The organism is Acinetobacter sp. PK01, from assembly GCF_022819285.1.
Classification (GTDB): domain Bacteria; phylum Pseudomonadota; class Gammaproteobacteria; order Pseudomonadales; family Moraxellaceae; genus Acinetobacter; species Acinetobacter tandoii.
In genome coordinates, this window is record NZ_CP094643.1 from 2,900,976 (window position 1) to 2,925,855 (window position 24,880).

The following is a 24,880-nucleotide window of genomic DNA, read 5'->3' on the forward strand; positions in this document are numbered from 1 at the left end:
AACACTATGAAATTTAAGACTTTACTTGATCTTCAGATTTTTTTGGTGCGTTGCCTTGAAATAAGGATGGACCTACATGACCTGGGGCGTTAATCCCTTCACGCTTGGCCATCACTGCAACCGTTCTAAACATAATTTTAAAATCAACTAAAGTATTATGGTGATCGACATACCATACATCACACTTAAAGCGTTCTTCATAATCAAGTTCATTACGGCCACTGACTTGCGCAAGTCCTGTCATGCCTGGTCGAACTTCTAGGCGACGTGCCTGTTCTGGTGAATAAAGTTCCACAAACTCTTTTAACATTGGTCGTGGACCAACAACGCTCATGTCACCTTTTAATACATTAATGAGCTGTGGCATTTCATCTAAAGATGTTGAACGCAATTTTTGCCCAAATGGTGTAATACGTTTTTCATCAGGTAAAGGATTACCATGCTGATCAAAGGCATCCTTCATAGAGCGGAATTTGATCATTTTGAAAAGTTTGCCATTTTTACCAGGACGTTCTTGGTAAAAGAAAATTGGCGACCCCAAATTTTTTCGTACTTTATAACAAACAATGAGGAAAATTGGAGACAATAATGTTAGTGCAATTAATGATATAACGATATCAACCAGTCTTTTCATTGCTATCTTACTCTGTTTTTTCAACTTTCTTACGTAAAAACGTATTATAAATTTTACCTAGCAGATTCGCTGGCATAAGTCTAAACGTAGACCGTACAATGAAGTAGATAGTAGCATAAAACGGAGACTGAATTTTGAGTTGTTTTTTTAAATCTAGTAACTGTTTTTCACTTTTAATATATTGGAAACCTTTACGTCGTCCATGCATGCCGTTATCGATACGAGCATAGACTAATACATCTTGTAGGTTCTGGACCTTATACCCTCTAGCAATCACACGCAAAAAGAGATTGTAGTCTTCCATCCATAAATGATGTTGATATCCACCAACCTCTAAAATCTTGGTTTTTCTATAAGCAATTGTCATATTGTTAAATGGACTTTGCTTTTTTGCATATTGACGAAGTTCTAAATTTGTTAATGGAACATTTCTCATACCAGAAGGTGAAGAGATATCATCAATAAACTCTATAATCTGCCCTCCTAAAATTGCTAATTCTGAATCATTTGATAAAATTTTAATTTGCTTCTCAAAACGATCCGGAACACTGATATCATCAGTATCCACAACACACACTATTTCATTAGTACATTGCTTTAGACCAATGTTTTTTGCTTTTCCTGTACCTACATTTTCAGCAAGTTTAGTAACTTTTAAAATATTTCTTAACTTCTCTTCCCAATATTTAATTATTAGGTCTAACTCAGGAGTTAATGGGCCATCTTCTACCATGATAATTTCAGAAGGTTTCACTGTTTGATTATTCCAAATACTTTCCATACACGCATTAAAGTGATCTGGCTTCTCTTTAAAATAAATAGAAATTAGTACAGAAAATTTCATTAATTAATATCCTGATAAACATAAATAATGGTGTATAGCACTCATATAAAACCTAGGAAGCAAACTTAAATGGAATTTAAACCCAATAAACCCCATTTAATTAAAAAATTACAATACCTTTTTTATAGAATCAATAAGCTTATCCTCTTGATCTTCCCAAGTCATGTCATTTTCATATTTAATATATTTATTAAAGGAAACTTTGGTATGAAACTGTAATTTCTCTTTAACATCACTTGGTGAGTATTCATCAACAATAATAACACTACAATTATCTTGTAAATCCTCAGCCATTTTTGTCTTCTTAGATAAAACTATTCTTTTTTCAAAGAAAGAACATTCAAAATACTTATTAGAAATTGCATAAACAGCATTGAAATCATTTGTAGGATAAGCAGCCCAAACCAAATCAGACTTTTCGTAAATATATTTAAGATCAGAAGGCTTATATCTTCCAAAAAAGAAGACCTGATCTTCTAACTTATAAAAACTAACTGCTTTTACTAATTTATCTAGATCTGGACCATCTCCAAAAACAAAGAAAAAAATATCTGTACCTTGTATTGCTAATAATATATTTTCAATAATATCAATATATCGAATTACTCCAATCCATGCTACATTTTTAGAACCTTTTGGAATTTTATCATCATAACGCTTTATCCAATCTGGTTCAGTTGATGTACTATTAAGCAATTCAGTCGATGGATAATTTTCAAAGACATAAGACTTTATTTTTTTTGAATAGAGAGGTTTAAAATGTCGTGAAGCAAAAATAGTTAAGTTTACGAACTTTAAACATATTTTCTCAATATAAATAATTATTTTTCTAATTACATTATTTGACAAAGTGGGTAAATCTAAGCAGTCATAGATTATCTTTACTTTCCAATTCCAAATGAACTTTAACATCACGGCACAAATTAATGAATCCCAGTGACTTGCAAAAAAAACATCAGGCTTTTCTTTCGTACAAACGGAATAGATATGAATAAAAAAAAGAGGAAGTTTTAATAATTTTTTTAATTGATTTCCATAACCTATATTTGTATCTAAAATATAAGTTCCTTCTAATTTATCTTTGAAGTCTACTGAACCACGATTCCAAGCGACTACAATAACTTTAAAGTATTTCTTAAAGGAATTTTTAAATCTCTCAGTTCTAGAATTAATTGGCCAAGTTGTATCTATTAATAAAATTTTTTTCATCTTTATTTTCTACCAAAAAAATTCATAAGGTTGAGCTTTTAAAATTAAAGATGCGGTATATAAAAAATAGAGCAAAATAAACACCGAAGACATTACCCTTTTTGATCCCAGATTTTTTTCTATTAAAAGGTTGTATACTTTAGCTAACCATGGAATAGTAACTACACTTATAAGCAAAAATAAATAACTAACACGCCAAGCCATAATTACAACATGTGAAAAAATAACCATCAGCAAGGCACCAATTATATATAATTTGCAATAATACATATTAAAATATTTAGGAATATGCTGTTGAGACTTAAAGATCAAAAAGACCACTCCCATAGCTAATATAATACGAGGATCATATATAGCCATAGGGTATCCATAATCATCTGAAGCAAGATAGCTTAATAGAAAATCTGACAATCTAGTTAAATGTAAAATTTCGAATATTTTTAGCAAAATTTCAAAAGGAGAAACAAAGACTAACATTGCAAAAGCAATAATTGTGGCATAAAATAATTTTTTCAAGCTCACTCTAGCTAAAAATACTAAAACCAATATTAAAGCTGAAGAGTGGAATGAAGCGGCAATACCTAAAGCTAACAATGCTATAAGCCATCTTTTTTTATAGTAAAGAATCATAAAAAGCAAACCAAAAGCTGCTGCAACAGAAGTACGGCTTGTTTGCATATTCATTGCTAAAAAATATGGCATCCAAATTAATAAAGATAAGATTTTATAAGGTGAGTATTTATAAATTATATATGTAACTGGGATTAATGCTAAGGTGGCCATAGCAATAATAATGTATTGCTCACCAAAACCCAAAGAATGACCTAAAAAAGAAAGTAGCCGAAAACCAATTTCTGCATGTATCTCAGGATCTATTACCTTTTCAAAAGTATCTGTTGCTGAATATAGCCGTAAATAAGCGTCATAGTCACCTCTACCTGTTCCTCCTATCCTAAAAGCAGAGAATATCAACATCCATAAGCTTAAAATAAAGAAGAAAATTTTATCTATTTTTTTGCCATCAAATAGGGTACCAAACATGATAGCAAATAATAAGGTAAAATAAGGCACCATTAAAAATTTTCCTTAATAAAATCAATTATTCTCTGACTCGCAAAACCATCTCCGTATGGATTATTTGCACGAGACATTTGCTGATAAATTTTAGGATCATCTAATAATTCTTGCACAGCCAAAGTAATGGCCTGATAATGTGTTCCCACCAATTTTACTGTACCAGCATCAACAGCTTCTGGACGCTCAGTTGTATCACGCATAACTAAAACTGGCTTACCAAGTCCTGGTGCCTCTTCTTGTACTCCCCCACTATCTGTAAGTACTAAATAAGCATGTTGCATCAGATAAACAAAAGGTTCATAACTTAATGGAGCAATGAGATGAACATTATTCAAACCACCTAATAATCGTTTCACAGGTTCTTGTACATTCGGATTAAGATGAACTGGATAAATAAAATGAGTTTCAGGGTTGACCTTAGCAAGTGAAGATAAAGCTTTACAAATATTCTCGAACCCTTCTCCAAAATTTTCTCGACGATGACCAGTAATTAGAACATAGCGTTTATCTATAATTGTGTCTTTTAGACCTGCCTGTTCTAGAATTGAACGAATAGAGATCTTCATTTCACTAGAGTTTTCTATTTTCTTTACTACCCATTGCAAAGCATCTATTACAGTATTTCCTGTAATTTTAATTTTTTCTAAAGATATATCTTCACGTAATAAAGCTTTTTGATTTCGCTCTGTAGGAGCAAAATGCAGTGCAGCTAATCGTCCCGTTAATACGCGATTTGCCTCTTCTGGCCATGGTGAATACATATTGCCTGTACGTAAACCAGCTTCTACATGTCCAACTGGAATTTGCTGATAAAAAGCAGCTAAGGATGCTGATAAAGTAGTTGTTGTATCTCCATGTACTAAAATTAAATCTGGGCGAAAATCTTTAAGAACATCACGAAGCCCTAGCAAAGCACCCGCTGTAACATCATATAAATCTTGTCCAGCTCTCATTAAATTTAAATCATAATCAGGCTGAATTTCAAACAGCTTTAAAACTTGATCAAGCATTTCTCGGTGCTGGGCAGTTACAGCAACTCGAGATTCAAAATAATTATCTGCAGCTAATGCTTTAACTAACGGAGCCATTTTAATAGCTTCTGGACGGGTACCAAATACTGATAGGATCTTCATAATGTATCAAGCTCAATAACTAATATAGATGTTTAGAAAGTTTTTCTTTCCATAAATCAAGTGAGAAGTCTTTTTTAATCTTACGATGAGCAGCATCAGACATCTTTACATACTCAGTTTGAGAAAGGGATAGTGCACGCATCATAGCTTTAGCTAAATCAAAATCCGTAGCAACAATACCATTCACACCGTCTTCTATTATAACTTCATAACCATCACCTGGATAAATAATAGGCACAAGACCAAAAGACATTGCTTCGAGCAAGGCATAATTAGCTAATATTACATCTGCAGGCAAAATAAAAAATTTATAATCTTTCATTATATCTTTAATATTTTTAACGAAGCCATAAACATCAACAAAATCATTTAATTTTAATTCATTATATAGTTTCAATGTTTTTTCAGAGTATGGGGTACCTCGTGGAGCATAAACATTATTAGAAATGGAGTTAAACCCATATATAGCAGCTGAATAGTCCACATGATTATCTCTTAAATCAGCCAAAGCCTGTACTAAAGACATAACATGTCTACCCTCAATTACAGCATTAGCGTATAAAAAAATTTTCTTTTCTTTATTAACTAGGGCAGGGTTAATTTCTAAGACTGGAACGCAATTATATATTTTTTCAACTTTATCTAATAACTTAGGATTTATATCTTTTATTGTTCTTATATGATGGTGTTCTTTTGCATAAATAGTATTTGCGAATGACAAGCAAAGCCTTGACAAGTACATCTTCGCCTTAATAATAAGGCTTAAAAATAAAGAATTATTATTTGTATCTTGTTTGTCACCAACAAGCTCCCCACCAATAAGCCAAAATCTAACGTTAATACCTAGCAATCTAGCAACTAATATATAAAAGATTGACAATATAGAATAATCATAACAATCAATATTTTTCGGACGAAACTTATATAATACAGTTAAATAAGTACATATTCGTTTAAATTTATTTGTTCCTGCATAATAAAATTCTTGATTAATAGAGGAATCATTATTATTTCTATCGGCATTTAACAGTACCTTAGCATTAACGTCTATATCCTTATATGAATCTAATAAATAATGATATTTATGCGGGAAAAAAGGTAATCCAACAATTAGTAACTTTTTCATAGCACAAAAGCCTTGATACACTGATGTTTTCTATCAAATGTTATTATAATTTTCATCATTATTTAATTTCCTTTATTACTCTAGCAGGCACACCAGCAAGTATGATATTACCTTGCGAAAAGCTTTTCGTTACAACAGCACCTGCTGCAACCACGGTACCGTTACCAAGTTCAACACCTGGTAGAATTACACTATTCATTCCGATCCAGCATTTTTCACCAATAATTACATCACTCCCATCTGTATGCGCATCTAGATCTGTTAGTTCATGATTAGCTGTAATTATTCCAACATTTGGGGCTATGTAAGTTCCTCGACCGATATAAATATGTCCATTAAAATTTTGAAAATATGTTCCTGGCGATTGGAAATTATTCAGATCATCCGGATGGAAATGAATATTTGAAGGATTTGATATTAAACATGTTAAAGCTGTGGGAAAGGGCATAGGCCGCCCCAATCTAAGTATATTTTTCATCCAAATGGATTTTAAAGCCCAAAAATAGCCATTTAAATTTTTATAAAAATATCGTCCTTCTAAATATTTTTTATCAAAAAATAAAATTAAAAATAGACGAGCACAAGGTAATATAAAATAGATTAGTTTTTTAGATAAATTTTTCATAGACCCACCATTCTTAAGAATATATTCACTAAAACTCCCAGCAAAGCTACAAACAATAATAAAAAACCAACCTTCTTTACCAATAAAATATGATCTTTAACTCCAAGACCTGCTGCATTCGAAAAAACTATATAACAAACACCATAAAACACTCCTCCTGAGACAGCATATGCTTCCAACAAATATGTCGAGTCTAAATAAAACTGACCATATAATATACCTATCCGCAAGATAAAGCCCATGAAGGTTAATAAAAGCATTTGCTTTTGCCGACCAATAATATACATAATCATTGATATAGGTGAAGATATTAACTGAAAACCGAACCATGGTATCATCCAGCTTATAATTAAACCCACCTTCTCCCATTCATGACCAAATATATATTTAGCTAAGATAGGACTAACAATACCTATAAAAATTAAACATCCAAAACCATATTTAAATAAACTTTCAAGTATATTTATAGTGTACTGAGTAATATTTTTCTCTTGAACAGCCGCAGGTGCATGAGCAAAATAAACTTGTGAAACAGCTCCACCTATTAATTGTAGAGGTATTGCCATGACCTGCATTGCGATCATTAAATAACCTGCCTCCGGTCCTAATGCAAGTGAGGCAATAATAATTATAGGAAGTTGAACTCCAGCAGAGTTTGCTAATGAATCTAATGTTGAATATTTTGGAAACTGATCATTTTTTTTGAAAACCAAGCACAAATATTTAGTATCTAAACCCCTTAATAAAATACCTGTTTCATTCCAAAAATTTATACCTAATTTTCGAATTCCGGCAGAGATCTTAATAATTTGACCAAGTACTAAACCTATAGCTGAATACCCCATTGTTCCCATAATAAGCTGTGTAGAAACACCACTTGCGGATTGTACTACACGTGTTTTCGCTATTAGAGTAAAGCTTTTTTTCCGAGTTCCCCAATACTGAAGAGCGGTGTATATTCCGGAAAAAAAAACTCCTATAGGTATTAACCAAATTAATTGCTCAAAGTCTGGTTTGTTTAATAAACCAATAATATCCGCATGAAACCACCAGATTATAAGCCCCACTAAAATTGATATAAAAAAATTGCTTATTAGTGCCAATACTGTTAAGGCAACAGCTTCTTTATCATCAGTAGGTATTGGTATAGCAATTTCAAAACGTAAACAGCTAGCAACAGTTAGAATACCTAGTATAGAAGTATAAACTGCAAATATAGAAAACTCTGTTGGGTTATATAATCGTGTTAATAAAGGCAAGGCTAAAACAGCTAAACCCTGAGCAAAAGCTGTACCACCAACAAGGACTGATACAGCTTTTAAAAAGCCTCCCTGTGCATTTAATTTTGCATTAACTTTTTCAACAAGGCCTTTCACTACCAATTCAACCTAAAGCCTGAACAATTTTTTCTTGTGCTTCAATAGTTAAATAAGGGTGCATTGGTAAACTCATGACTCTTTCAGCAATAGCATCACCTACAGATAGAACAACATCTTTATCAGCTACAGCAGGTTGCTTATTAAGTGGAATTGGATAATGGACAGCCGTAGGAATACCCTGAGCTTTTAATTCTTCTTGAACTTCTGAGCGATTTTCTACTTGAATCGTATACTGTGCCCATGCACTGGTATTATATGGTTCAATATATGGTGTAGTATTAATACCTACATCATTAAATAACTGATTATAAAGCTCTGCCACTCTTTGACGCGCTTGCATCTCATCATCCAAAATTTCCAATTTTGGTAATAAAATTGCAGCCTGAATTGTATCTAAACGGCTATTCACACCAACACGAATATGGTGGTATCGCTTATCTTGACCATGTCGCGCAATCTGACGGATTACTTTACCAAGCTCATCATCATTGGTAAAAATAGCACCGCCATCTCCATAGCAACCTAATGGTTTACTTGGAAAGAAACTAGTACAAGCAACTGTACTTAGGTTACAGCTTTTACGACCTTTATAAGTCGCACCGAAACTTTGCGCAGCATCTTCAATCACAGGGATACCATATTTTTCCGCAATTGTATTGATTGCATCAAAGTCTGCACATTGTCCATATAAACTTACAGGAATAATAGCCTTGGTCCGAGGTGTAATTGCAGCTTCTAATTTTTCAACATCTAAATTATAAGTCTTCGGATTTACATCAACATATATAGGTTTTGCACCTAAGAGTGCGACTGTTTCGGCAGTAGCAATATAAGTGAAGCCTGGAGTAATCACTTCATCACCCAGCCCAATACCAAATGCCATTTGTGCAATTTGCAAGGCATCTGTTCCATTGGCGCAAGTAATACAATGTTTAGCACCCACATAGGCAGCAAGTTTTTCTTCTAACTCAGTTACTTCTGGGCCTAAAATATATTGACCATGTGCCAATACGTTTTGAATGCCCGCATCAATTTTATCTTTAATTCGATTTTGCTGTGCTTTTAAATCAATAAAGTCAATCATATTAACCCTGCTTTGTCAGTGTCGTTCCATCGAGTTGATAAACTGCTCCAGTATGAGAACAGGTTACTTGAGCTTGTCCCTGCAAAGGCAAATCAAGCTGTTCACCAAACTCACTCATCCAGCCAATTTGTTTAGCAGGTACACCCACCATTAGGGCATAAGCAGGAACATCTTTATTTACTACAGCACCAGCCCCAACAAAAGCATAAGCACCAATCGTGACACCACAAACGATGGTACAATTTGCGCCTAGCGTGGCACCTTTTTTAACTACAGTGTCACGATATTGATCTTTACGCTCAATAAGGGAACGTGGGTTATACACATTTGTAAAGACCATGCTTGGCCCACAAAACACACCCTCTTCCAAAAATACATTATCGTAAACCGATACATTATTTTGGACTTTACAATGGTCACCAATCACGACACGGTTACCAACAAATACATTTTGACCTAAGGATACACCTTTACCAATTTTGGCTCCGCCGCAGACATGAACAAAATGCCAAACACGCGAATTATCACCAATTTGGGCGCCATCATCGACTATGGCAGTTTCATGTTGATAAAAGCTCATGCTTTTTTCACCTTTGCCAATAGTGGATGCGGATTTAATGGGTTTTCAACAACAGGAGAAACACGAATTACTTCAACTGTTTCGATCGCTGCACGATTTTCTTCAACACCATAACCTTTACCTTCTAATACACGTTGGTAACTCTGTGTATGTAAATCGGTAAAGCCGCCTGAAAACTCAAGCTCTTCATTTTCAATGGTAATACTACGATAAGTTAGCTTTTCACCTTGCACAGCATTTTCTGGAAGGTTATTTGCATCAATTGACAAGAACCAACGTACGCGTGCACGTTCATATTCTAAATAACCAGAGGCAGTTTTTTCATCACGAAAATGCACTTCATTTTTAACAATTTTGCCAAAAATAAAATGCAGCATGTCGTAGAAATGCACACCAATATTAGTTGCTACGCCACCTGACTTTTGATCCAATCCTTTCCATGATTTTAAATACCACTTACCGCGAGACGTCAGATAGGTAAGATCAACATCAAATACTTTGTCGACTGGTGCAGCTTGAACTTTATCACGCAATGCAATGATTGAAGGATGTAAACGTAATTGTAAAATTGAGTTTACCTTGGCACCATACTGTTTTTCATATTCAGATAACATATTTAAGTCTTCTGAATTTAGCACCAATGGTTTTTCACAAATAACTTCGATGCCATTTTTCAAAGCATATTTCATATGTGGGGCGTGTAGATAGTTTGGTGAGCAGATCGCTACGTAATCTAGCTTTTCACCTTTTAATTTTTGATCTTCTACATAAGCCTCAAATTCCTCAAACTCAGTAAAAAATTCTGCTTCTGGAAAATGACTATCCATGATACCCACAGAGTCATTTACATCCATAGCCACGGCTAAGGTATTACCAGTTTCTTTAATAGCTTTTAAATGACGTGGTGCGATATAACCAGCAGCACCAATAAGTGCAAATTTTTTCATGTTTTAAACTTCAATTTAATAATAAGCTAAAATTAGAGGCGGAATACAGTAAAGCCTGCATCTAACATTTCTGTACGATCAAAAAGACTCTTGACATCAGCTAACACAGGCTTTTCACACTTTACATAACTGCGTAATTCATTAGCAGAAAGTGAACGAAACTCGTTATGACCTACGGCAACAATGACACTATCTACAGGATTTTGGGCATCCACTTGTCCAAGCTCAATACCATATTCATGTCTAACTTCATCTGCATCTGCCCATGGGTCTGCCACTACTACCTGTGCTCCCCAGAGCTCTAACTCTTTAATAAGATCCGCTACTTTGCTATTCCGGATATCAGGACAATTTTCTTTAAAAGTTACTCCGAGGACACCAACTTTTGCACGAGGCACATCAATGCCATTTTGAAGCATTAGCTTAATCGTATTACGAGCAACATAACGTGCCATATTGTCATTAATACGACGACCTGCAAGAATGACTTGTGGATGGTAGCCAACTTCTTCTGCTTTATGAGTCAAGTAATAAGGGTCTACACCAATACAGTGTCCACCGACTAAACCTGGACGGAAAGGTAAAAAGTTCCATTTGCTACCTGCGGCTTCTAAAACATCTAAAGTGTCGATGCCGATGCGGTCAAAAATTACCGAAAGTTCATTAACAAGTGCAATATTTAAATCACGTTGTGTGTTTTCAATGACTTTTGCAGCTTCTGCAACCTTAATGCTTGATGCCTTATGCGTACCAGCGGTAATAATACTTGCGTACACTGCGTCTACGATATTGGTTACTTCTGCAGTACTACCGCTCGTTATTTTTTTAATTTTTGTTAAAGTATTAACTTTATCGCCAGGATTAATTCGTTCTGGACTATAACCTGCAAAAAAATCCTGGTTAAATTTTAAACCAGAAACTTTTTCCAAAATTGGTATGCAAACTTCCTCTGTAGCGCCAGGAAAAACTGTCGATTCATAAACAACAATATCTCCCTTTTTTAAGGCATATCCGACTGTCTCGCTTGCTTTTTTTAATGGAGTCAAATCTGGACGGTTAACCTGATCTACTGGAGTTGGAACAGTTACGATAAAAAAGTTACTTTTTTTAAGATCATCCAAATCTGCACTAAAGTCTAACTGTTCCGAATTTTGAAGCTCCTCAGTAGAAACTTCTAAAGTATGGTCTTGTCCGCTTCTCAACTCATCAATACGATGTTGATTAATATCAAAGCCTATAACTGGATATTTTTTCCCAAACTCTACCGCCAACGGCAAACCCACGTAACCTAAACCAATAATTGCTATTTTTAAATCAGAAAGCTGCAACATCTGTCTGCCTTGTCGTGCTTGTTAATATATACATATGATATGCCCTTTCGAGACCACCCTAATATACCAGAAATACCAATGCCAATAACGTAAATGTTTACAAACAAGTTATACAATTTGTTATAGTTAAGGCATTTTAAATTAGATACACTTCATCTCATCCAAAGATTGAAATATTTTTATAATAGGGTTCAGAGTGAAATTTCTACAATATATTGGCCTTTTAGGGTTCACACTTAGCACTGTCGGTTGTGCTTTAGCGCCCGGCCTACAAACATATGATTTACCTGAACAAGGAATCTATCAAACCGAGCTTGGAAGCTCTGTGAATGTTATCCAGTTAAATCAAAATACTTTACGCCATTTACAGCAAACTCAAAATACTGATATACAAGATATTTCTAGCTTATTTCGCCACTCTCAACTGAACTATAAACTTAACCCTGGTGATATTTTATCTATCTATTTATGGGCTTATCCTGAAATCACACCACCTGTTAATACTGTAAGCAATGAGCAATCTATCCAAGCCAATGGCTTCCAAATTGATCAAGCAGGCTATATTCAATTTCCGATTATTGGACGCTACAAAGCAGCAGGGAAATCACTTACCCAAGTCAATCAGGAATTACGTAGTCAACTGTCGCGCTATTTAAAAACCCCTGACGTGATTGCTCGTGTCCTGTCTTACCAAGGACAGCGTTACTCTGTCCAAGGCAACGTGATGAAAGGTGGACAATTCTTCCTGAGCGATCAACCTGTAAGTGTTTATACCGCACTTGGTTTAGCGGGTGGAATAAACACACAATTTGGTGATAACACTTCGATTACGTTGGTTCGCCAAGGTCGCACTTATCAATTAAATAGTATTGATTTAGAGAAAGCGGGTTATTCACTACATAATCTTTTAATTCAACCCAATGATACACTTTATGTAAATTCAAAAGAAAACCAGAAAATTTACGTCATGGGTGAGTCTGGAAAGAATCAATCCTTATTAATGCGTGATCAGGGCATGAGCTTAAGTGATGTCTTAGGGGAAAGCCTTGGTTTAAACCCCAATACTGCCAGTGCAAGTCGTATTTATGTGTTGCGTAGTGATCCGCAAACGCAGCAAACCGAACTTTATCATATGAATTTGTTAAGTTTAGGGGATTTTGGTTTAGCTAATCAGTTTAAAATGCGCCGCAATGATATTGTTTATGTTGACTCAACTGGCTTGGCGCGTTGGCAACGTATTGTGACCCAAATTCTACCTTTCTCTAATGCTTTATATAATATTGATCGTTTGGGGCAATAATGCATATTCAAAATATTCTCGTGGTCTGTATTGGAAATATTTGTCGTAGTCCAATGGCTGAATATTTTTTAAAACAGGAATTTCCTCAACTTCATGTTGAATCGGCTGGAATCTCTGGTTTAATTGGTCATAATGCCGATGATAAAGCCATCTTATGTATGCAAAGACATGGCATTGATATGCAGGCACATGTCGCCAAAAAACTAAATGCAGAATTAATAAAAAAATCCGACTTAATTTTAGTCATGAGTCAAAATCAGCAAAAACATATTGAGCAAACATGGCCGTTTTCCAAAGGAAAAACCTTTCGACTTGGCCATTGGCAAGGAAAAAATGTCCCCGATCCTTACCAGCACGAGCAAGCCGTTTTTGATGATACCTGTCAGCTTATACAAAACTGTATAAGTGACTGGAAGAAACATATTTAACCCATTGATAGCACAATTATGAGCCAAAATACCAATACAGAAGACACAATTGATTTAAAAGAGCTGTTCTTTTCGTTAATTGATCAATGGAAACTGATTGCATTATGTACCATCCTAAGTTTAGTGTGTGCATTACTCTATTTAAGAACAACTCAAGACATTTATGCGGTTGATGCACTGATACAAGTTGAAGATAGCAAAGGGGCTGGTACTGCAGCTTTATTGGGTGACTTATCGTCAATGGTCGATCAGAAGTCCCCTGCTCAAGCTGAAATAGAAATTCTAAGATCGCGTTTGGTTTTAGGACAAGTCATTCAACAACTGCATTTAGATTTTAGTATTTCATCAACAGATGACACTGCCTTTCATCGTTTGTTGAATCAAGATACCTTCCAGACTGAGTATTTACCGCAGGCTGTTACTTTTTACAATAATGAACAGTCATTTCAGGTTCGAAAATTTGATGTCCCTGCTGAATATCTCGACAAACCGCTACTTTTGAGTTTTGAGGATAAGCAATTTACCCTGACCGATCAAAAGACGGATGAAGTCGTTTTTAAAGGGACATTGAATCAGATCAACCAAAGTCGTTCATCTATTGGAACTTGGAATATTGGCATTTTTAGTCGTGATCCATTGAGTTCAAGCTACAATGTTCAGAAAATGTCTTTACCAGCCGCTGTGGATACGGTTCTGCAGAATTATTCTGTGGCAGAAAAAGGCAAACTTACAGGCGTACTTGGGCTTAATTATCAGGGAGCTGATAAAGAGCACATTACCAAAGTTCTGAATTCTATTTTGCTTGCTTATAGCAAACAAAACATTGAGCGTCGTTCTGCTGAAACAGCACAAACTTTAAAGTTCCTTGATGAACAATTACCCGAGTTAAAACAGCAACTGGATGTTGCTGAACGTGAGTTCAACAAATTCCGCGAACAGTACAACACCGTTGATGTCACGAAGGAATCTGAACTTTATCTCACTCAAAGCATTAGCCTTGAAACTCAAAAAATTGAACTGGAACAGAAGCAGGCTGAACTTTCAGAAAAATACACTGCTGAACACCCAGCAATGCAACAAATCGGTGCTCAACTGGCTGCAATTAACAGTAAAATTAAAGAGCTGAATGCAACGCTGAAACAATTACCCGACCTACAACGTCGTTATTTACAGTTATATCGTGAAGTTGAAGTTAAACAGCAACTCTACACTACATTGTTAAACTCTTATCAACAGTTACGTATTGCCAAAGCTGGTGAAATTGGTAATGTGCGTATTGTTGATACCGCAGTCTTGCCAATTGAGCCAATTAAACCTAAAAAATTGTTAGTTCTCTTGCTATCGATTTTTGTCGGCGGGTTTATTGGTGTATTAGTCGCATTAATACGAAATATGCTGCGCACAGGAATTAAAGATTCTGGTCAAATTGAGACTGAACTGGATCTGCCTGTCTATGCGACTGTGCCACGCTCACCTGTGCAAGAAAGTCGTATTAATATTATCAAGAAGAAGAAAAGTATCCCGATTCTTGCTGTCAAAAATAGTGATGATATTGCGATTGAAAGCTTACGTAGTATGCGTACTGCAATTCATTTCGCCCTCAATAATGCGCGTAATAACATTATTATGATTTCAGGTCCTGCACCAGAACTTGGTAAATCATTTGTCTCAACCAACCTCGCGGTTATTTTGGCGCAAAGCAATAAACGTGTACTATTAATTGATGCAGACTTACGCCGTGGTTATTTACATAAGTACTTCCATCAAGATAACCAAGCAGGGCTCGCTGAATATCTCAATGGTCAACATCCGTTAGAGAAAATTCTCAAAATAACAGAAGTTGAAAATTTATCGGTGATTACTCGAGGCAAGAGTCCCGCAAATCCATCTGAGTTGCTCAGCACTGAACGCTTTAAAAGTTTATTGGAAAACTTGTCTACTCAATTTGACCATATCATTATCGATACGCCACCTATTTTGGCGGTTACCGATGGTATTATCATTTCTCAATATGCTGGTGTTAATCTTGTTATTGCGCGTTATGGTAAGACACAAATTAAAGAGCTTGAATTGGTTGTTAACCGCTTTGAACAGGCCAGCGTTAAAGTGACAGGTATTATCTTGAATGATATTCAACGTACAGCTGGCACAAGTTATGGCTATAACTATGCCTATGCCTATAAAAATGCGAAAGATGATTAATACTTAACAATCATTTTTTATTTAAAAGGATCAGCATCATGTTGGTCCTTTTTTTATTTGTATAAAAAATGTTTTAGGTAATCAGCCTGTTATAGCTTCTTGACCTATACAGGCATATAGTAATATCCGAATATAGAATCGGTTGAAATACCATCTAAGCATTAAAAAGTTTGCTAAAATAGCGGCAAATTTTTGATTACTACAATGAATTTTGGAAAACCCTATGAGTAAAGCCTTACCCATCGCTGTTGCTGTAATTTTAGGCGGTGCTGCACTTGTTCCAGTTTATTATGCAACCAAACACCCTGAAGCCATCACATCAAAAGCCTCTAAAAATGCTTCTGCTGTTGAAAAAATTAGTTATGCTTTAGGTTATGAAGTCGCACATCAAACACCTCCTGAACTTGATATCAACAGCTTTGTAACAGGCGTACGTGAAGGTCATGCTCGTACACAACCTGCATACACGGAACAAGAATTGCAGCAAGCTTATCAGCAATTCCAACAAGAAATGCAAAAGAAACAAGCAGATCAAGCCAAAAATGCACAGAGCGCAAGTGACAGCTTCCTGACAGAGAATGCCAAAAAGCCAGGGGTAAAAACGACCGCTTCTGGATTGCAATATATTATTACTCAAGAAGGTACAGGCAAGCAGCCATCGGCTGACTCTGTCGTGACAGTTCACTACACTGGTAAATTGGTTGATGGCAAAGTATTTGATAGCTCCATTCAACGTGGAGAGCCAATTGAGTTCCCACTTAATCAAGTGATTCCTGGTTGGACTGAAGGCTTACAATTGATGAAGGAAGGTGGTAAAGCCACTTTATTTATTCCTGCTAAATTGGGCTACGGCGAACAAGGTGTGCCAGGCACGATTCCAGCCAATAGCACACTAATTTTTGATGTTGAATTAATTAAAGTAAAGTAAGAAATTAAGGAGAGCTGAGCTCTCCTTCTTTGACTTTAGAGATTAAATTTTGCATAAAACGTGGGCATTAAATCGAATAGATTTGATCTACTCCATATGATTTTTAATCCTCACCCCATTCAAATTTAACGCAGAAAAAATATAAAGTACTGTCGTCAATATTCCATGGAATTTTGAATATTCCGACACGAAAAAGACTTTAGGACGATTGAATGAAAATACACATACTTTTGGCATCTACACTGTTATTCAGTGCAGCAACTTTCGCGAAACCTATTACCACCAGCAGTCCAAGCACAGAACAAATTGGGTATAGCTTTGGCTATTTAATGGGTCGCACCAATGCCGAATCGTTGAAAGATTTAAATCTTGAAGCATTCATTCAAGGGCTCAGAGAAGCTGCTCAAGGCAAAGAAGCTTCATTGACCGATGAAGAAATGGCGCGCGTCTTAACCCAATATAAAAAACAGGCAGAAGCCCAACAGTTGATTGAATTAAGAAAGAAAGCTGAAGAAAATAATAGAATCGGCGCAGCCTTTCTTGCAGAAAATGCCAAAAAATCAGGCGTACAAACCACTGCGTCAGGATTACAATATCAAGTGATTCAAGCCGGTACTGGAAAAACACCTAAAGTCAGCTCAAAAGTTAAAGTCGATTATGAAGGTCGCCTGATTGATGGTACTGTTTTCGATAGTTCGATTGCACGTCAACATCCTGCCGAATTCCAAGTCAATCAAGTTATTCAAGGCTGGACCGAAGGCTTACAATTAATGAAGGAAGGGGCAAAATATCGCTTCTTTATTCCTGCTCATCTCGCTTATGGTCAGATCGGTTCAGGCGATATTATCGAGCCAAACAGTACCTTAATTTTTGATGTCGAATTATTACAAGTACTGCCTTGAAAAAAAGGGACTGATATCAGTCCCTTTTTTGACTATAGATAACCTTTAAAAACAGCGAATGCTTTGATTTCTGTCTCGATCAAAAATGATCTTTATGGACGTAAATCGCGCGGACGAAAACCCATTACAATTAATCCGATCAGGTAAGCTATAACGCCCACTACACATAGGCCAATCACTTCTGCAACACGCATCCATTGTGACATAGTGCCATCATACCAAGTTAAACCATATGCCAAGGCAGCAATCATGACAATGTTGGCCACAGCATATTGTAAAAACAGCTTTTTCCAATGTGGGCCAAAACGGAAAATATGGCGTTTATGCAAGTAGAAGTACAACATCCCCGCATTGACTAAGGCTGAGCCAGATGAGGCCATTGCCAACGCCATGTGTTCAGCATGCCAATCTATCAATTTAAAGAAACCAATAAATACCACGTTTAAAATGGCATTTGCTGCTACCGCCATTAAACCCACGCGTACTGGGGTTTTGGTATCTTGCTGAGCATAAAAACCGGGTGCAAAAACCTTAATCAGCATAAAAGCAATAACACCTGCACTCATACACTGTAAAGCCAGCGCTGTCATTTGTGTATCTTCTACAGTGAACTCACCCCGCTGGAACAAGGCTTGAATAATTGGTGTCGAAAGCATAAACAAAGCAATACTGGCAGGAAGCCCAACCAACACAATAACCTTGGCAGCCCAATCCATCATGCCACGGAATTTATGTTGATCTTGCTCCGCATGTCGTGCCGACAACGACGGTAAAATAACCGTCCCAATCGCCACACCAATCAGCCCCAACGGTAATTCTGTCATACGTTCCGCACTATACAGCCATGACACCGAACCATCCTGCATAAAGGATGCCCAAATGGTATTCAGCAATAAATTAATCTGAGTGACTGAAACACCGAACAACGCTGGCAGCATCAGCTTCATGATGCGGTCAACACCTTCGTGCTTAAAATCAACCTTCGGTGGAATTAATAAATTTTTGCGCCAAAGTTCTGGAATCTGAATCGCAAGCTGTAATACCCCCGCCACGACAACTGACCACCCCAAGGCCATAATCGGTTCAGCCATATACGGTGTAAGCCACCATGCTCCTGCAATCATTGCCACATTAAGCAGGACTGGCGAAAATGCTGGCGAAGCGAATGAACCATAACTGTTCAAAATGCTACTGGCAAAGGCGGTCAGAGACATGAACATTAAATATGGAATCGTCAGGCGGAACATGCTGACCGCAAGATCAAACTTCTCTGGATCGGCATGGAAACCAGGTGCATAGATATACAAAATTGCTGGTGCAGCCACCATCGCAATAAAGGTCAGCAAGGTCATGATCGTCAGCAAGCCGCCAAACACACGGCTAATCAGAATCTGGACTTCTGCATGTGCCTTACTGGTTTTATATTCAGTTAGTACAGGAATAAAGGCTTGTGAAAATGCCCCTTCTGCAAATAAGCGCCGAAAGAAATTGGGGATACGGAACGCAACCACAAATGTATCGAAATCCTTCCCTGCACCAAAGACATTGAGCAAGACGATATCGCGGACCAATCCGAGTACGCGAGACAACATGGTCATTGCACTGACAATAAAGGTCGACCGCCAAAGCGCCATCGTATCCACCCAATAAAAAAATTAGTCGCTATTGTAATGAAACTTGTGAAAAAAATTCGTTGTTAAATGATTAAACTCAACGGAAATGTCTTTTTATTTTGCATTCTTAATCTGATGTACCAAGCTTCTGAACTTCACCCAATCAAAGTAAGGACCTGGGTCCGTTTTACGCCCTGGTGCAATATCAGAGTGACCAGCCACATGCTGTTTTATCGCTGGATAAGCCTGTTGCAGACTCACCACGACTTGCGCCAAAACCTGATATTGCAGACTTTCAAAAGCACAGTCATCACTGCCTTCAAGTTCAATTCCGATAGAATAATCGTTACATTCCTGTTGCCCCAAATAGGATGAACGTCCAGCATGCCAAGCCCGTTGTGCTAAATTCACAAATTGCAGCACCTCGCCTGTACGCAGAATCAGCAGATGCGCTGAAACCTTCAGCTCTTGAATGGTTTCAAAATAAGGGTGTAGTGTTGCATCCAACTGGTTCTGGAAAAATTGCTGGATATAGCCTCCCCCAAACTGCGACGGTGGCAAGCTAATGTTGTGAATCACCACCAATTCAATTTTTGCCTCTGCTGGTCGCTGATTAAAATTCGGCGATGGAATTTGCTTCGCACCGATGAGTTGACCATCGACAACCTGAAAAGAGGAGAGCTGCTGCATAATCCATTCCTAACTATATTGAAGCTTTATTTATAACTCCACCATGCTAAAACTTTCATCATAAAATCTCAAATCTACGGCATAAACTATAAAGAACAATGTTAAGATAACGCGCAATTTTCATGGGTTAAAAAGACACGGAAAGACTATGAGCATTTCTCCAACGCTGCTTGAACAATCAATTCAAATCAATATTCAACAAGCACTCCAAGAAGACATTGGCGATGGGGATATTACGGCCTTATTAACCCCTGAAGATGAGCAAGCGACTGCGACCATCATTAGTCGTGAAGACATGATTCTCGCTGGTCAACCATGGGTAAATGCATTGATTCAGGCATTTGATGCTTCAGTTCAGGTGACTTGGTTAAAACAAGACGGCGAACAAGTTGCAGCCAATGAAGCGTTTTTAAAACTCGCAGGTTCTGCACGCAGCTTACTTACGGTTGAGCGTCCTGCGCTGAACTTTGTTCAAACCTTATCGGCTGTCGCGACCAAAACTGCTGATTATGTCAAACAGCTTGATGGTTTAAACACCAAATTGCTCGATACTCGCAAAACCCTGCCAGGGTTACGTATTGCGCAGAAATATGCCGTTGCAGTAGGCGGTGGGCAAAATCATCGCTTAGGCTTATTTGATGCATTCTTAATTAAAGAAAATCATATTATGGCAGCAGGTGGTATTGCCGAAGCAATTGCCAAAGCCCATCAGATTGCACCGGGCAAACCTGTTGAAGTTGAAGTTGAAACTTGGGATGAACTCAATCAAGCGCTTGAAGCCAAGGCGGACATTGTGATGCTGGATAATTTTAGTCAGCAACAAATGATTGATGCTGTTCAACATGTCGCAGGTCGTTGCAAATTAGAAGCATCGGGTAACATCACCATTGATAATTTACGCCAAGTTGCCACGACTGGCGTTGACTATATTTCAATGGGTGTACTGACCAAAGATGTCAAAGCAATTGATTTATCGATGCGTTTTAATGGCTAATGATTGATCCGATTTTGGTGATCACTGTTCAGGCTGATCACCAATTTTAAATCTATATAAAGTGCATTGAAAATAATCTTGAAAGTTCTATAATCCCGAACTGCCTTTCTCCTCCCTCAACATGTGTTATGAATATCTGGAAACAGCAAATTCTATTTTTGCTGATGGCCCTCGTGTCTGTGGCTTTTTTCTGCCTTTATCCTGCCCTTCCTCGTATCCTGAATAATCCTGAGCAATATTTTCAGCTGAATGGCGCAAAAATCGTCATATCGGTGCTGATTAATTATGCCCTGATTTCCTTTATTTACTTGTTGTTCAGAAAAACCTTTATTACCATTTTTTTTAGTCAGTTCATTTTTTTATTGATGATTTTTATCAATACACAAAAAGAAAAATACTTATCGGCCAGTTTGGTGCCTAGCGATTTCTTATTGATTAAAGAAACCTTTGTTGTAGCACCTTGGTTACTTAAATTTTCAGTACTCTCAGGAGTTGCTGTATGTATCGCCCTCATGGTCTTTCTCTACCGTAAAGAACAACTTGAGAAAAAGCGGTTGTTTTTGTCGAACGCATTATTATCCCTTTGTAGTTTGGGCGTTTTAATTAGCGCAAATTTCAGCAATAACTTTAGCCAGTTATGTCAACAAAACCAACTTGGCTGGCTATGTAAATACCGACAAGCCTTTCCTAATACCAAAGGCGATTGGATTGGTGATCATCTCACCATTCAAAAAATTGGTTTTATTCCCTTCTTTTTTTCAAAGTCGATGGATAGCCTAAATACTCGATTGTTTAATACCGAAAATATTCCAGAAGTGACCATCAAAGCCCTATATACCCCTTATAGCACAACCATGCCTGTGCTTAGGCCTGAGCAACAGCCCAATATCATCATGATCATGAGTGAGGCACATTGGGATGCACGTCAATTGGGTAAAAGCATTCCCCAAAACATCACCCCAACACTCGATCGCTATCAAACTTCGAGTTTACTTTCACCAAGTTTTGGTGGCGGTACTGCCAATGTGGAATTTGAAGTCCTGACCAGTTTGAATATCTATTTAAATCATAATGAATTGATGTATGTGTCCAAACTGAAACGCCCTACTTATTCTTTAGCTACTTATTTGAATAGTTTGGGTTATGACACCATTGCCATGCACAATAGTGGTAAGTTTTTTTACAATCGCAACACGGTTTATCAAAACTTAGGTTTCAATCGCTTTACTTCGTTGGAAAACATGACCAGTGCACAAGATCGTGCCAAATATATCAATCAGGCAGGTTGGGCAAACGATGATTTACTCTATCAATCGATTCGCAACCAACTGAAACACACTGAGCAACCGCAATTTATCTATGCCATTACCGTCGAAAATCACTTTAACTATAATGATGATCGCTATGGTAAGGATCATTTCAACATTAATCAGCCAGAATTGAGTGAAAGTTCCAAACGTCAACTGAATACCTATCTGACTGGCTTACAACGTGCGGATCAACATGTTGAAAAGTTGCTGCAAGATTTAAAACAACAGGAACGCCCAACCATTGTGATTTTCTTTGGCGATCATTTGCCGAATTTAGGTCAGGTCTATGATGACTTCCACTTCTTCGCTTCCGCGCAAGAAAAAGCAGAAAAGAAAGATGTGAAGTTTTTCAGCACACCTCTCGCTGTCTGGAGTAACTACCCAATTGATCGCAGTATTTTCCAGCAAAAAAATATTGCAGCACATTTTCTTGCTCCTAAGGTGCTGACAGCAGCTCAATTGCCTCTGCCCCCTTATTACCAATTTATCCAAGCTGTAAACGCCTGTTATAGTGCCATTCATCAAACTGGGGTAGAGCTAAAACCTGAATGTAAATATCCGCATCCACAGTTGTTAAACCAATACAAAGATTTAAATATGGATGTGTTGAATGGAAAGAATCATAGTTATCAACTACTGACTCAAAAGGCATCGTAAGTTTTTATGATGCTGTTGAATCTTTTGACGTTTGCTGATCTTGTTGTGAGGGATGAACCGTTTGATCCCAAGCAGAAGCTGTTTGTTTTAATTCAGTCGGACGCGGATCACACGCCATGAGTGCAAAGGTCACCACTGCACAAAATAGGATAAAAAATTGAGCCATAAATCCATGCTCCAATAAAATGAATGGCATGGAGTTTACATCGCGATCATGGGTATAAAATTAAGTGCATGTTATGGATTGAGCTTGATTTGATTAGGTTTTGTAATAAAAAAGCACCCATCTGGGTGCTTTTTTTATTTTCGAATGATCAAACGTATTACCAGCCCAAAGCTTCTTGCTGCTTCTGGATCAAGGCTTGAATACCTTGTTCAGCCATTTCTAACATCGCATTGGTTTGAGCACGGGTAAATGGTTTATCTTCCGCAGTACCTTGAATTTCAATAAACTCGCCTGCTTGCGTCATGACAACATTCAAGTCGGTCTGACAATTTGAATCTTCTTCATAACACAAGTCCAATAAGACCTCATCCTTGAAGATACCGACAGAAATAGCTGCGACCAAACCTTTTAATGGATCATGCTTAATTTTCTTTTGTTCAAGCAAAACATTCATGGCATCCACTAATGCAACTGCTGCACCTGTAATTGCAGCAGTACGTGTGCCACCATCAGCTTGAATCACATCGCAGTCGATAGTAATGGTGTTTTCACCCAGTTTTTTCAGGTCCACCATGGCACGTAAACTACGGCCAATCAAACGCTGGATTTCTTGAGTACGTCCAGATTGTTTACCACGCGCCGCTTCACGGTCACTACGGGTATGCGTTGAACGTGGCAACATTCCGTATTCTGCGGTTACCCAACCTTGTCCTTTGCCTTTCAAAAAGCGCGGTACAGAATTATCAATACTGGCGGTACATAGCACTTTGGTATGGCCAAATTCAACCAGCACAGAACCTTCAGCATAACGTGTGTAATTGCGGGTAATTTTTACATCACGTAATTGATCTAGAGTACGTTGGTCGATACGCATAATTCGCCTTTAATATTGCCAGAAATTCGTTGCGCACAAGTATAGCAGATGCAATCTCATCAAATGGTATATCCACAACCCTGTCATGAAAAAACTCAAGGCAATAACATGACACCGCTTTTAGCACCGAATTACTGCTGTTTTTCTGGTCAAAAAATTTGTTAAACTCCAGCAAAGCCATTCGAGAGTCCTTATGTCGATACGAGATGAACGTAAACAACAAAGCCGCCAAGCACTATTAGATGCCGTCTTAAGTTTAAGTTCATCAGGAATGTCTTTTAGCAGTATGAGCCTACGCGAAATTACTCGCCATGTCGGTTTAGTGCCAACCGCGTTCTACCGCCATTTCTTAGATAAAAATCAGCTTGGTTTAGAATTAATTGACCAGATTGCCCTACAGCATAAACGAGTCTTGCATGAACTCAAATTAGCCTCCTTACTGCAACAACCTAGGAATATCGAGCCCCGTTTGGATCAATTCTTTACCGCGGTACAACAGCATCCCGAATGGTGGATTTTTATTAGTGCAGAACGTTGGGGAGGCAATGCTTTATTGCGTTATGCCATTGCCCGAGAAATTGAATATCTTATTGAAGATTTAACTGATGAGTTGAGTGAAGTCGAACCAACTTATGCCTTGAATGACCTTCAGGTATTGTCCAACTTACTGATTAATTCATCTTTCAATTGGGCTATGTCTTGGATTAATTTCATGGTCGCAACAGACAATCAGCAGCAGCTACAACAACGTCAGCATTTTAAAGCTCAAACCATTCAACAAATTGAACTGCTCTTTCGAGGAATCATTTATAAGAAATAAAGGCTTTTGCCTATCCTTAACCTCGAA

The 24,880-nt window shown here is 37.2% G+C and carries 24 protein-coding genes; 8 read left to right on the plus strand and 16 right to left on the minus strand.

The genetic code is table 11. The annotated features are described in order from the left end of the window. Window positions 1–13: 13 nt before the first annotated feature. From MP622_RS13690 to tviB, 12 genes are all read right to left on the minus strand, one after another. Window positions 14–634: a sugar transferase gene (locus tag MP622_RS13690; RefSeq protein ID WP_243791413.1), complete on the minus strand. Its 621-nt coding sequence runs from the start codon at window positions 632–634 to the stop codon at window positions 14–16. A 7-nt stretch (window positions 635–641) separates the two neighbouring features. Then, window positions 642–1,478 carry a glycosyltransferase gene (locus MP622_RS13695; protein ID WP_243791415.1) on the minus strand — a complete coding sequence of 279 codons (837 nt, stop codon included), beginning with the start codon at window positions 1,476–1,478 and terminating at the stop codon, window positions 642–644. Between the two features lie 108 nt (window positions 1,479–1,586). Then, the gene (locus tag MP622_RS13700) at window positions 1,587–2,687 is read right to left on the minus strand and encodes a glycosyltransferase (RefSeq protein ID WP_243791416.1); all 1,101 of its coding nucleotides are present in this window, start codon (window positions 2,685–2,687) and stop codon (window positions 1,587–1,589) included. Between the two features lie 9 nt (window positions 2,688–2,696). Further along, complete coding sequence (locus MP622_RS13705; protein ID WP_243791418.1) at window positions 2,697–3,761, minus strand: EpsG family protein; 1,065 nt, start codon at window positions 3,759–3,761, stop codon at window positions 2,697–2,699. Further along, window positions 3,761–4,897, minus strand: coding sequence for a UDP-N-acetylglucosamine 2-epimerase (non-hydrolyzing) (wecB, locus tag MP622_RS13710; RefSeq protein WP_243791419.1), 1,137 nt, complete (start codon window positions 4,895–4,897; stop codon window positions 3,761–3,763). Before wecB ends, MP622_RS13705 begins: the two co-directional genes overlap by 1 nt. A 19-nt stretch (window positions 4,898–4,916) precedes the next feature. Continuing rightward, entirely contained in the window at window positions 4,917–6,023 is a 1,107-nt protein-coding gene (locus MP622_RS13715; protein ID WP_243791421.1) for a glycosyltransferase, read from the minus strand. Window positions 6,024–6,081: 58 nt separating this feature from the next. Further along, entirely contained in the window at window positions 6,082–6,648 is a 567-nt protein-coding gene (locus tag MP622_RS13720) for an acyltransferase (RefSeq protein ID WP_243791423.1), read from the minus strand. After that, the gene (locus MP622_RS13725) at window positions 6,645–8,024 is read right to left on the minus strand and encodes an oligosaccharide flippase family protein (protein WP_243791424.1); all 1,380 of its coding nucleotides are present in this window, start codon (window positions 8,022–8,024) and stop codon (window positions 6,645–6,647) included. The genes MP622_RS13720 and MP622_RS13725 overlap by 4 nt, the downstream gene beginning before the upstream one ends. 7 nt (window positions 8,025–8,031) lie before the next feature. Continuing rightward, window positions 8,032–9,111, minus strand: a complete 1,080-nt coding sequence (locus tag MP622_RS13730; protein ID WP_243791426.1) for a DegT/DnrJ/EryC1/StrS family aminotransferase — start codon at window positions 9,109–9,111, stop codon at window positions 8,032–8,034. Between the two features lies 1 nt (window position 9,112). After that, window positions 9,113–9,691 (minus strand): acyltransferase, encoded by a 579-nt coding sequence (wbpD, locus tag MP622_RS13735; protein WP_243791428.1) that lies wholly within the window; start codon window positions 9,689–9,691, stop codon window positions 9,113–9,115. Beyond that, complete coding sequence (locus MP622_RS13740) at window positions 9,688–10,638, minus strand: Gfo/Idh/MocA family oxidoreductase (RefSeq protein WP_151505129.1); 951 nt, start codon at window positions 10,636–10,638, stop codon at window positions 9,688–9,690. Before MP622_RS13740 ends, wbpD begins: the two co-directional genes overlap by 4 nt. 32 nt (window positions 10,639–10,670) lie before the next feature. Then, window positions 10,671–11,966: a Vi polysaccharide biosynthesis UDP-N-acetylglucosamine C-6 dehydrogenase TviB gene (gene tviB / locus MP622_RS13745; protein ID WP_243793539.1), complete on the minus strand. Its 1,296-nt coding sequence runs from the start codon at window positions 11,964–11,966 to the stop codon at window positions 10,671–10,673. Between the two features lie 199 nt (window positions 11,967–12,165). On the opposite strand from tviB, the gene MP622_RS13750 reads away from it, so the two are divergent. The 5 genes from MP622_RS13750 (at window position 12,166) to MP622_RS13770 (ending at window position 17,729) form a co-directional block, all read left to right on the plus strand. Continuing rightward, window positions 12,166–13,269, plus strand: coding sequence for a polysaccharide biosynthesis/export family protein (locus MP622_RS13750; RefSeq protein WP_243791430.1), 1,104 nt, complete (start codon window positions 12,166–12,168; stop codon window positions 13,267–13,269). Next, window positions 13,269–13,697: a low molecular weight protein-tyrosine-phosphatase gene (locus tag MP622_RS13755; protein ID WP_016165683.1), complete on the plus strand. Its 429-nt coding sequence runs from the start codon at window positions 13,269–13,271 to the stop codon at window positions 13,695–13,697. Before MP622_RS13750 ends, MP622_RS13755 begins: the two co-directional genes overlap by 1 nt. An 18-nt stretch (window positions 13,698–13,715) precedes the next feature. Further along, window positions 13,716–15,899, plus strand: coding sequence for a polysaccharide biosynthesis tyrosine autokinase (locus MP622_RS13760; RefSeq protein ID WP_243791432.1), 2,184 nt, complete (start codon window positions 13,716–13,718; stop codon window positions 15,897–15,899). Between the two features lie 223 nt (window positions 15,900–16,122). After that, entirely contained in the window at window positions 16,123–16,827 is a 705-nt protein-coding gene (locus MP622_RS13765; protein WP_104441276.1) for an FKBP-type peptidyl-prolyl cis-trans isomerase, read from the plus strand. Window positions 16,828–17,039: 212 nt separating this feature from the next. Then, window positions 17,040–17,729: an FKBP-type peptidyl-prolyl cis-trans isomerase gene (locus MP622_RS13770; protein WP_243791434.1), complete on the plus strand. Its 690-nt coding sequence runs from the start codon at window positions 17,040–17,042 to the stop codon at window positions 17,727–17,729. 92 nt (window positions 17,730–17,821) lie between these two features. Here MP622_RS13770 and murJ read toward each other — a convergent pair whose 3' ends face one another. Continuing rightward, complete coding sequence (gene murJ, locus MP622_RS13775) at window positions 17,822–19,372, minus strand: murein biosynthesis integral membrane protein MurJ (RefSeq protein ID WP_171069562.1); 1,551 nt, start codon at window positions 19,370–19,372, stop codon at window positions 17,822–17,824. Between the two features lie 84 nt (window positions 19,373–19,456). Then, window positions 19,457–20,032, minus strand: coding sequence for a 1,6-anhydro-N-acetylmuramyl-L-alanine amidase AmpD (gene ampD / locus MP622_RS13780; RefSeq protein WP_044739759.1), 576 nt, complete (start codon window positions 20,030–20,032; stop codon window positions 19,457–19,459). Between the two features lie 148 nt (window positions 20,033–20,180). On the opposite strand from ampD, the gene nadC reads away from it, so the two are divergent. Together nadC and MP622_RS13790 are read left to right on the plus strand one after the other, a co-directional pair. Continuing rightward, the gene (nadC, locus tag MP622_RS13785; RefSeq protein ID WP_243791436.1) at window positions 20,181–21,026 is read left to right on the plus strand and encodes a carboxylating nicotinate-nucleotide diphosphorylase; all 846 of its coding nucleotides are present in this window, start codon (window positions 20,181–20,183) and stop codon (window positions 21,024–21,026) included. A gap of 128 nt (window positions 21,027–21,154) precedes the next feature. Beyond that, window positions 21,155–22,993, plus strand: a complete 1,839-nt coding sequence (locus tag MP622_RS13790; protein WP_243791438.1) for an LTA synthase family protein — start codon at window positions 21,155–21,157, stop codon at window positions 22,991–22,993. 4 nt (window positions 22,994–22,997) lie between these two features. Here MP622_RS13790 and MP622_RS13795 read toward each other — a convergent pair whose 3' ends face one another. Continuing rightward, on the minus strand, window positions 22,998–23,159 hold the full coding sequence (locus MP622_RS13795; RefSeq protein WP_171284955.1) for a hypothetical protein: 162 nt from the start codon (window positions 23,157–23,159) through the stop codon (window positions 22,998–23,000). A 157-nt stretch (window positions 23,160–23,316) separates the two neighbouring features. Beyond that, complete coding sequence (gene rph, locus MP622_RS13800) at window positions 23,317–24,033, minus strand: ribonuclease PH (protein WP_016165692.1); 717 nt, start codon at window positions 24,031–24,033, stop codon at window positions 23,317–23,319. Window positions 24,034–24,226: 193 nt separating this feature from the next. Between rph and MP622_RS13805 the strand changes: the two genes are divergently transcribed. After that, on the plus strand, window positions 24,227–24,853 hold the full coding sequence (locus MP622_RS13805; RefSeq protein WP_243791439.1) for a TetR family transcriptional regulator: 627 nt from the start codon (window positions 24,227–24,229) through the stop codon (window positions 24,851–24,853). Window positions 24,854–24,880 lie beyond the last annotated feature (27 nt).

Coding starts and splice junctions, on each gene's coding strand:
- MP622_RS13690 (WP_243791413.1), bottom strand. CDS start 634: ATGAAAAGACTGGTTGATATCGTTATATCATTAATTGCACTAACATTA.
- MP622_RS13695 (WP_243791415.1), bottom strand. CDS start 1,478: ATGAAATTTTCTGTACTAATTTCTATTTATTTTAAAGAGAAGCCAGAT.
- MP622_RS13700 (WP_243791416.1), bottom strand. CDS start 2,687: ATGAAAAAAATTTTATTAATAGATACAACTTGGCCAATTAATTCTAGA.
- MP622_RS13705 (WP_243791418.1), bottom strand. CDS start 3,761: ATGGTGCCTTATTTTACCTTATTATTTGCTATCATGTTTGGTACCCTA.
- wecB (WP_243791419.1), bottom strand. CDS start 4,897: ATGAAGATCCTATCAGTATTTGGTACCCGTCCAGAAGCTATTAAAATG.
- MP622_RS13715 (WP_243791421.1), bottom strand. CDS start 6,023: ATGAAAAAGTTACTAATTGTTGGATTACCTTTTTTCCCGCATAAATAT.
- MP622_RS13720 (WP_243791423.1), bottom strand. CDS start 6,648: ATGAAAAATTTATCTAAAAAACTAATCTATTTTATATTACCTTGTGCT.
- MP622_RS13730 (WP_243791426.1), bottom strand. CDS start 9,111: ATGATTGACTTTATTGATTTAAAAGCACAGCAAAATCGAATTAAAGAT.
- wbpD (WP_243791428.1), bottom strand. CDS start 9,691: ATGAGCTTTTATCAACATGAAACTGCCATAGTCGATGATGGCGCCCAA.
- MP622_RS13740 (WP_151505129.1), bottom strand. CDS start 10,638: ATGAAAAAATTTGCACTTATTGGTGCTGCTGGTTATATCGCACCACGT.
- MP622_RS13755 (WP_016165683.1), top strand. CDS start 13,269: ATGCATATTCAAAATATTCTCGTGGTCTGTATTGGAAATATTTGTCGT.
- MP622_RS13760 (WP_243791432.1), top strand. CDS start 13,716: ATGAGCCAAAATACCAATACAGAAGACACAATTGATTTAAAAGAGCTG.
- MP622_RS13765 (WP_104441276.1), top strand. CDS start 16,123: ATGAGTAAAGCCTTACCCATCGCTGTTGCTGTAATTTTAGGCGGTGCT.
- MP622_RS13770 (WP_243791434.1), top strand. CDS start 17,040: ATGAAAATACACATACTTTTGGCATCTACACTGTTATTCAGTGCAGCA.
- ampD (WP_044739759.1), bottom strand. CDS start 20,032: ATGCAGCAGCTCTCCTCTTTTCAGGTTGTCGATGGTCAACTCATCGGT.
- nadC (WP_243791436.1), top strand. CDS start 20,181: ATGAGCATTTCTCCAACGCTGCTTGAACAATCAATTCAAATCAATATT.
- MP622_RS13790 (WP_243791438.1), top strand. CDS start 21,155: ATGAATATCTGGAAACAGCAAATTCTATTTTTGCTGATGGCCCTCGTG.
- MP622_RS13795 (WP_171284955.1), bottom strand. CDS start 23,159: ATGGCTCAATTTTTTATCCTATTTTGTGCAGTGGTGACCTTTGCACTC.
- rph (WP_016165692.1), bottom strand. CDS start 24,033: ATGCGTATCGACCAACGTACTCTAGATCAATTACGTGATGTAAAAATT.
- MP622_RS13805 (WP_243791439.1), top strand. CDS start 24,227: ATGTCGATACGAGATGAACGTAAACAACAAAGCCGCCAAGCACTATTA.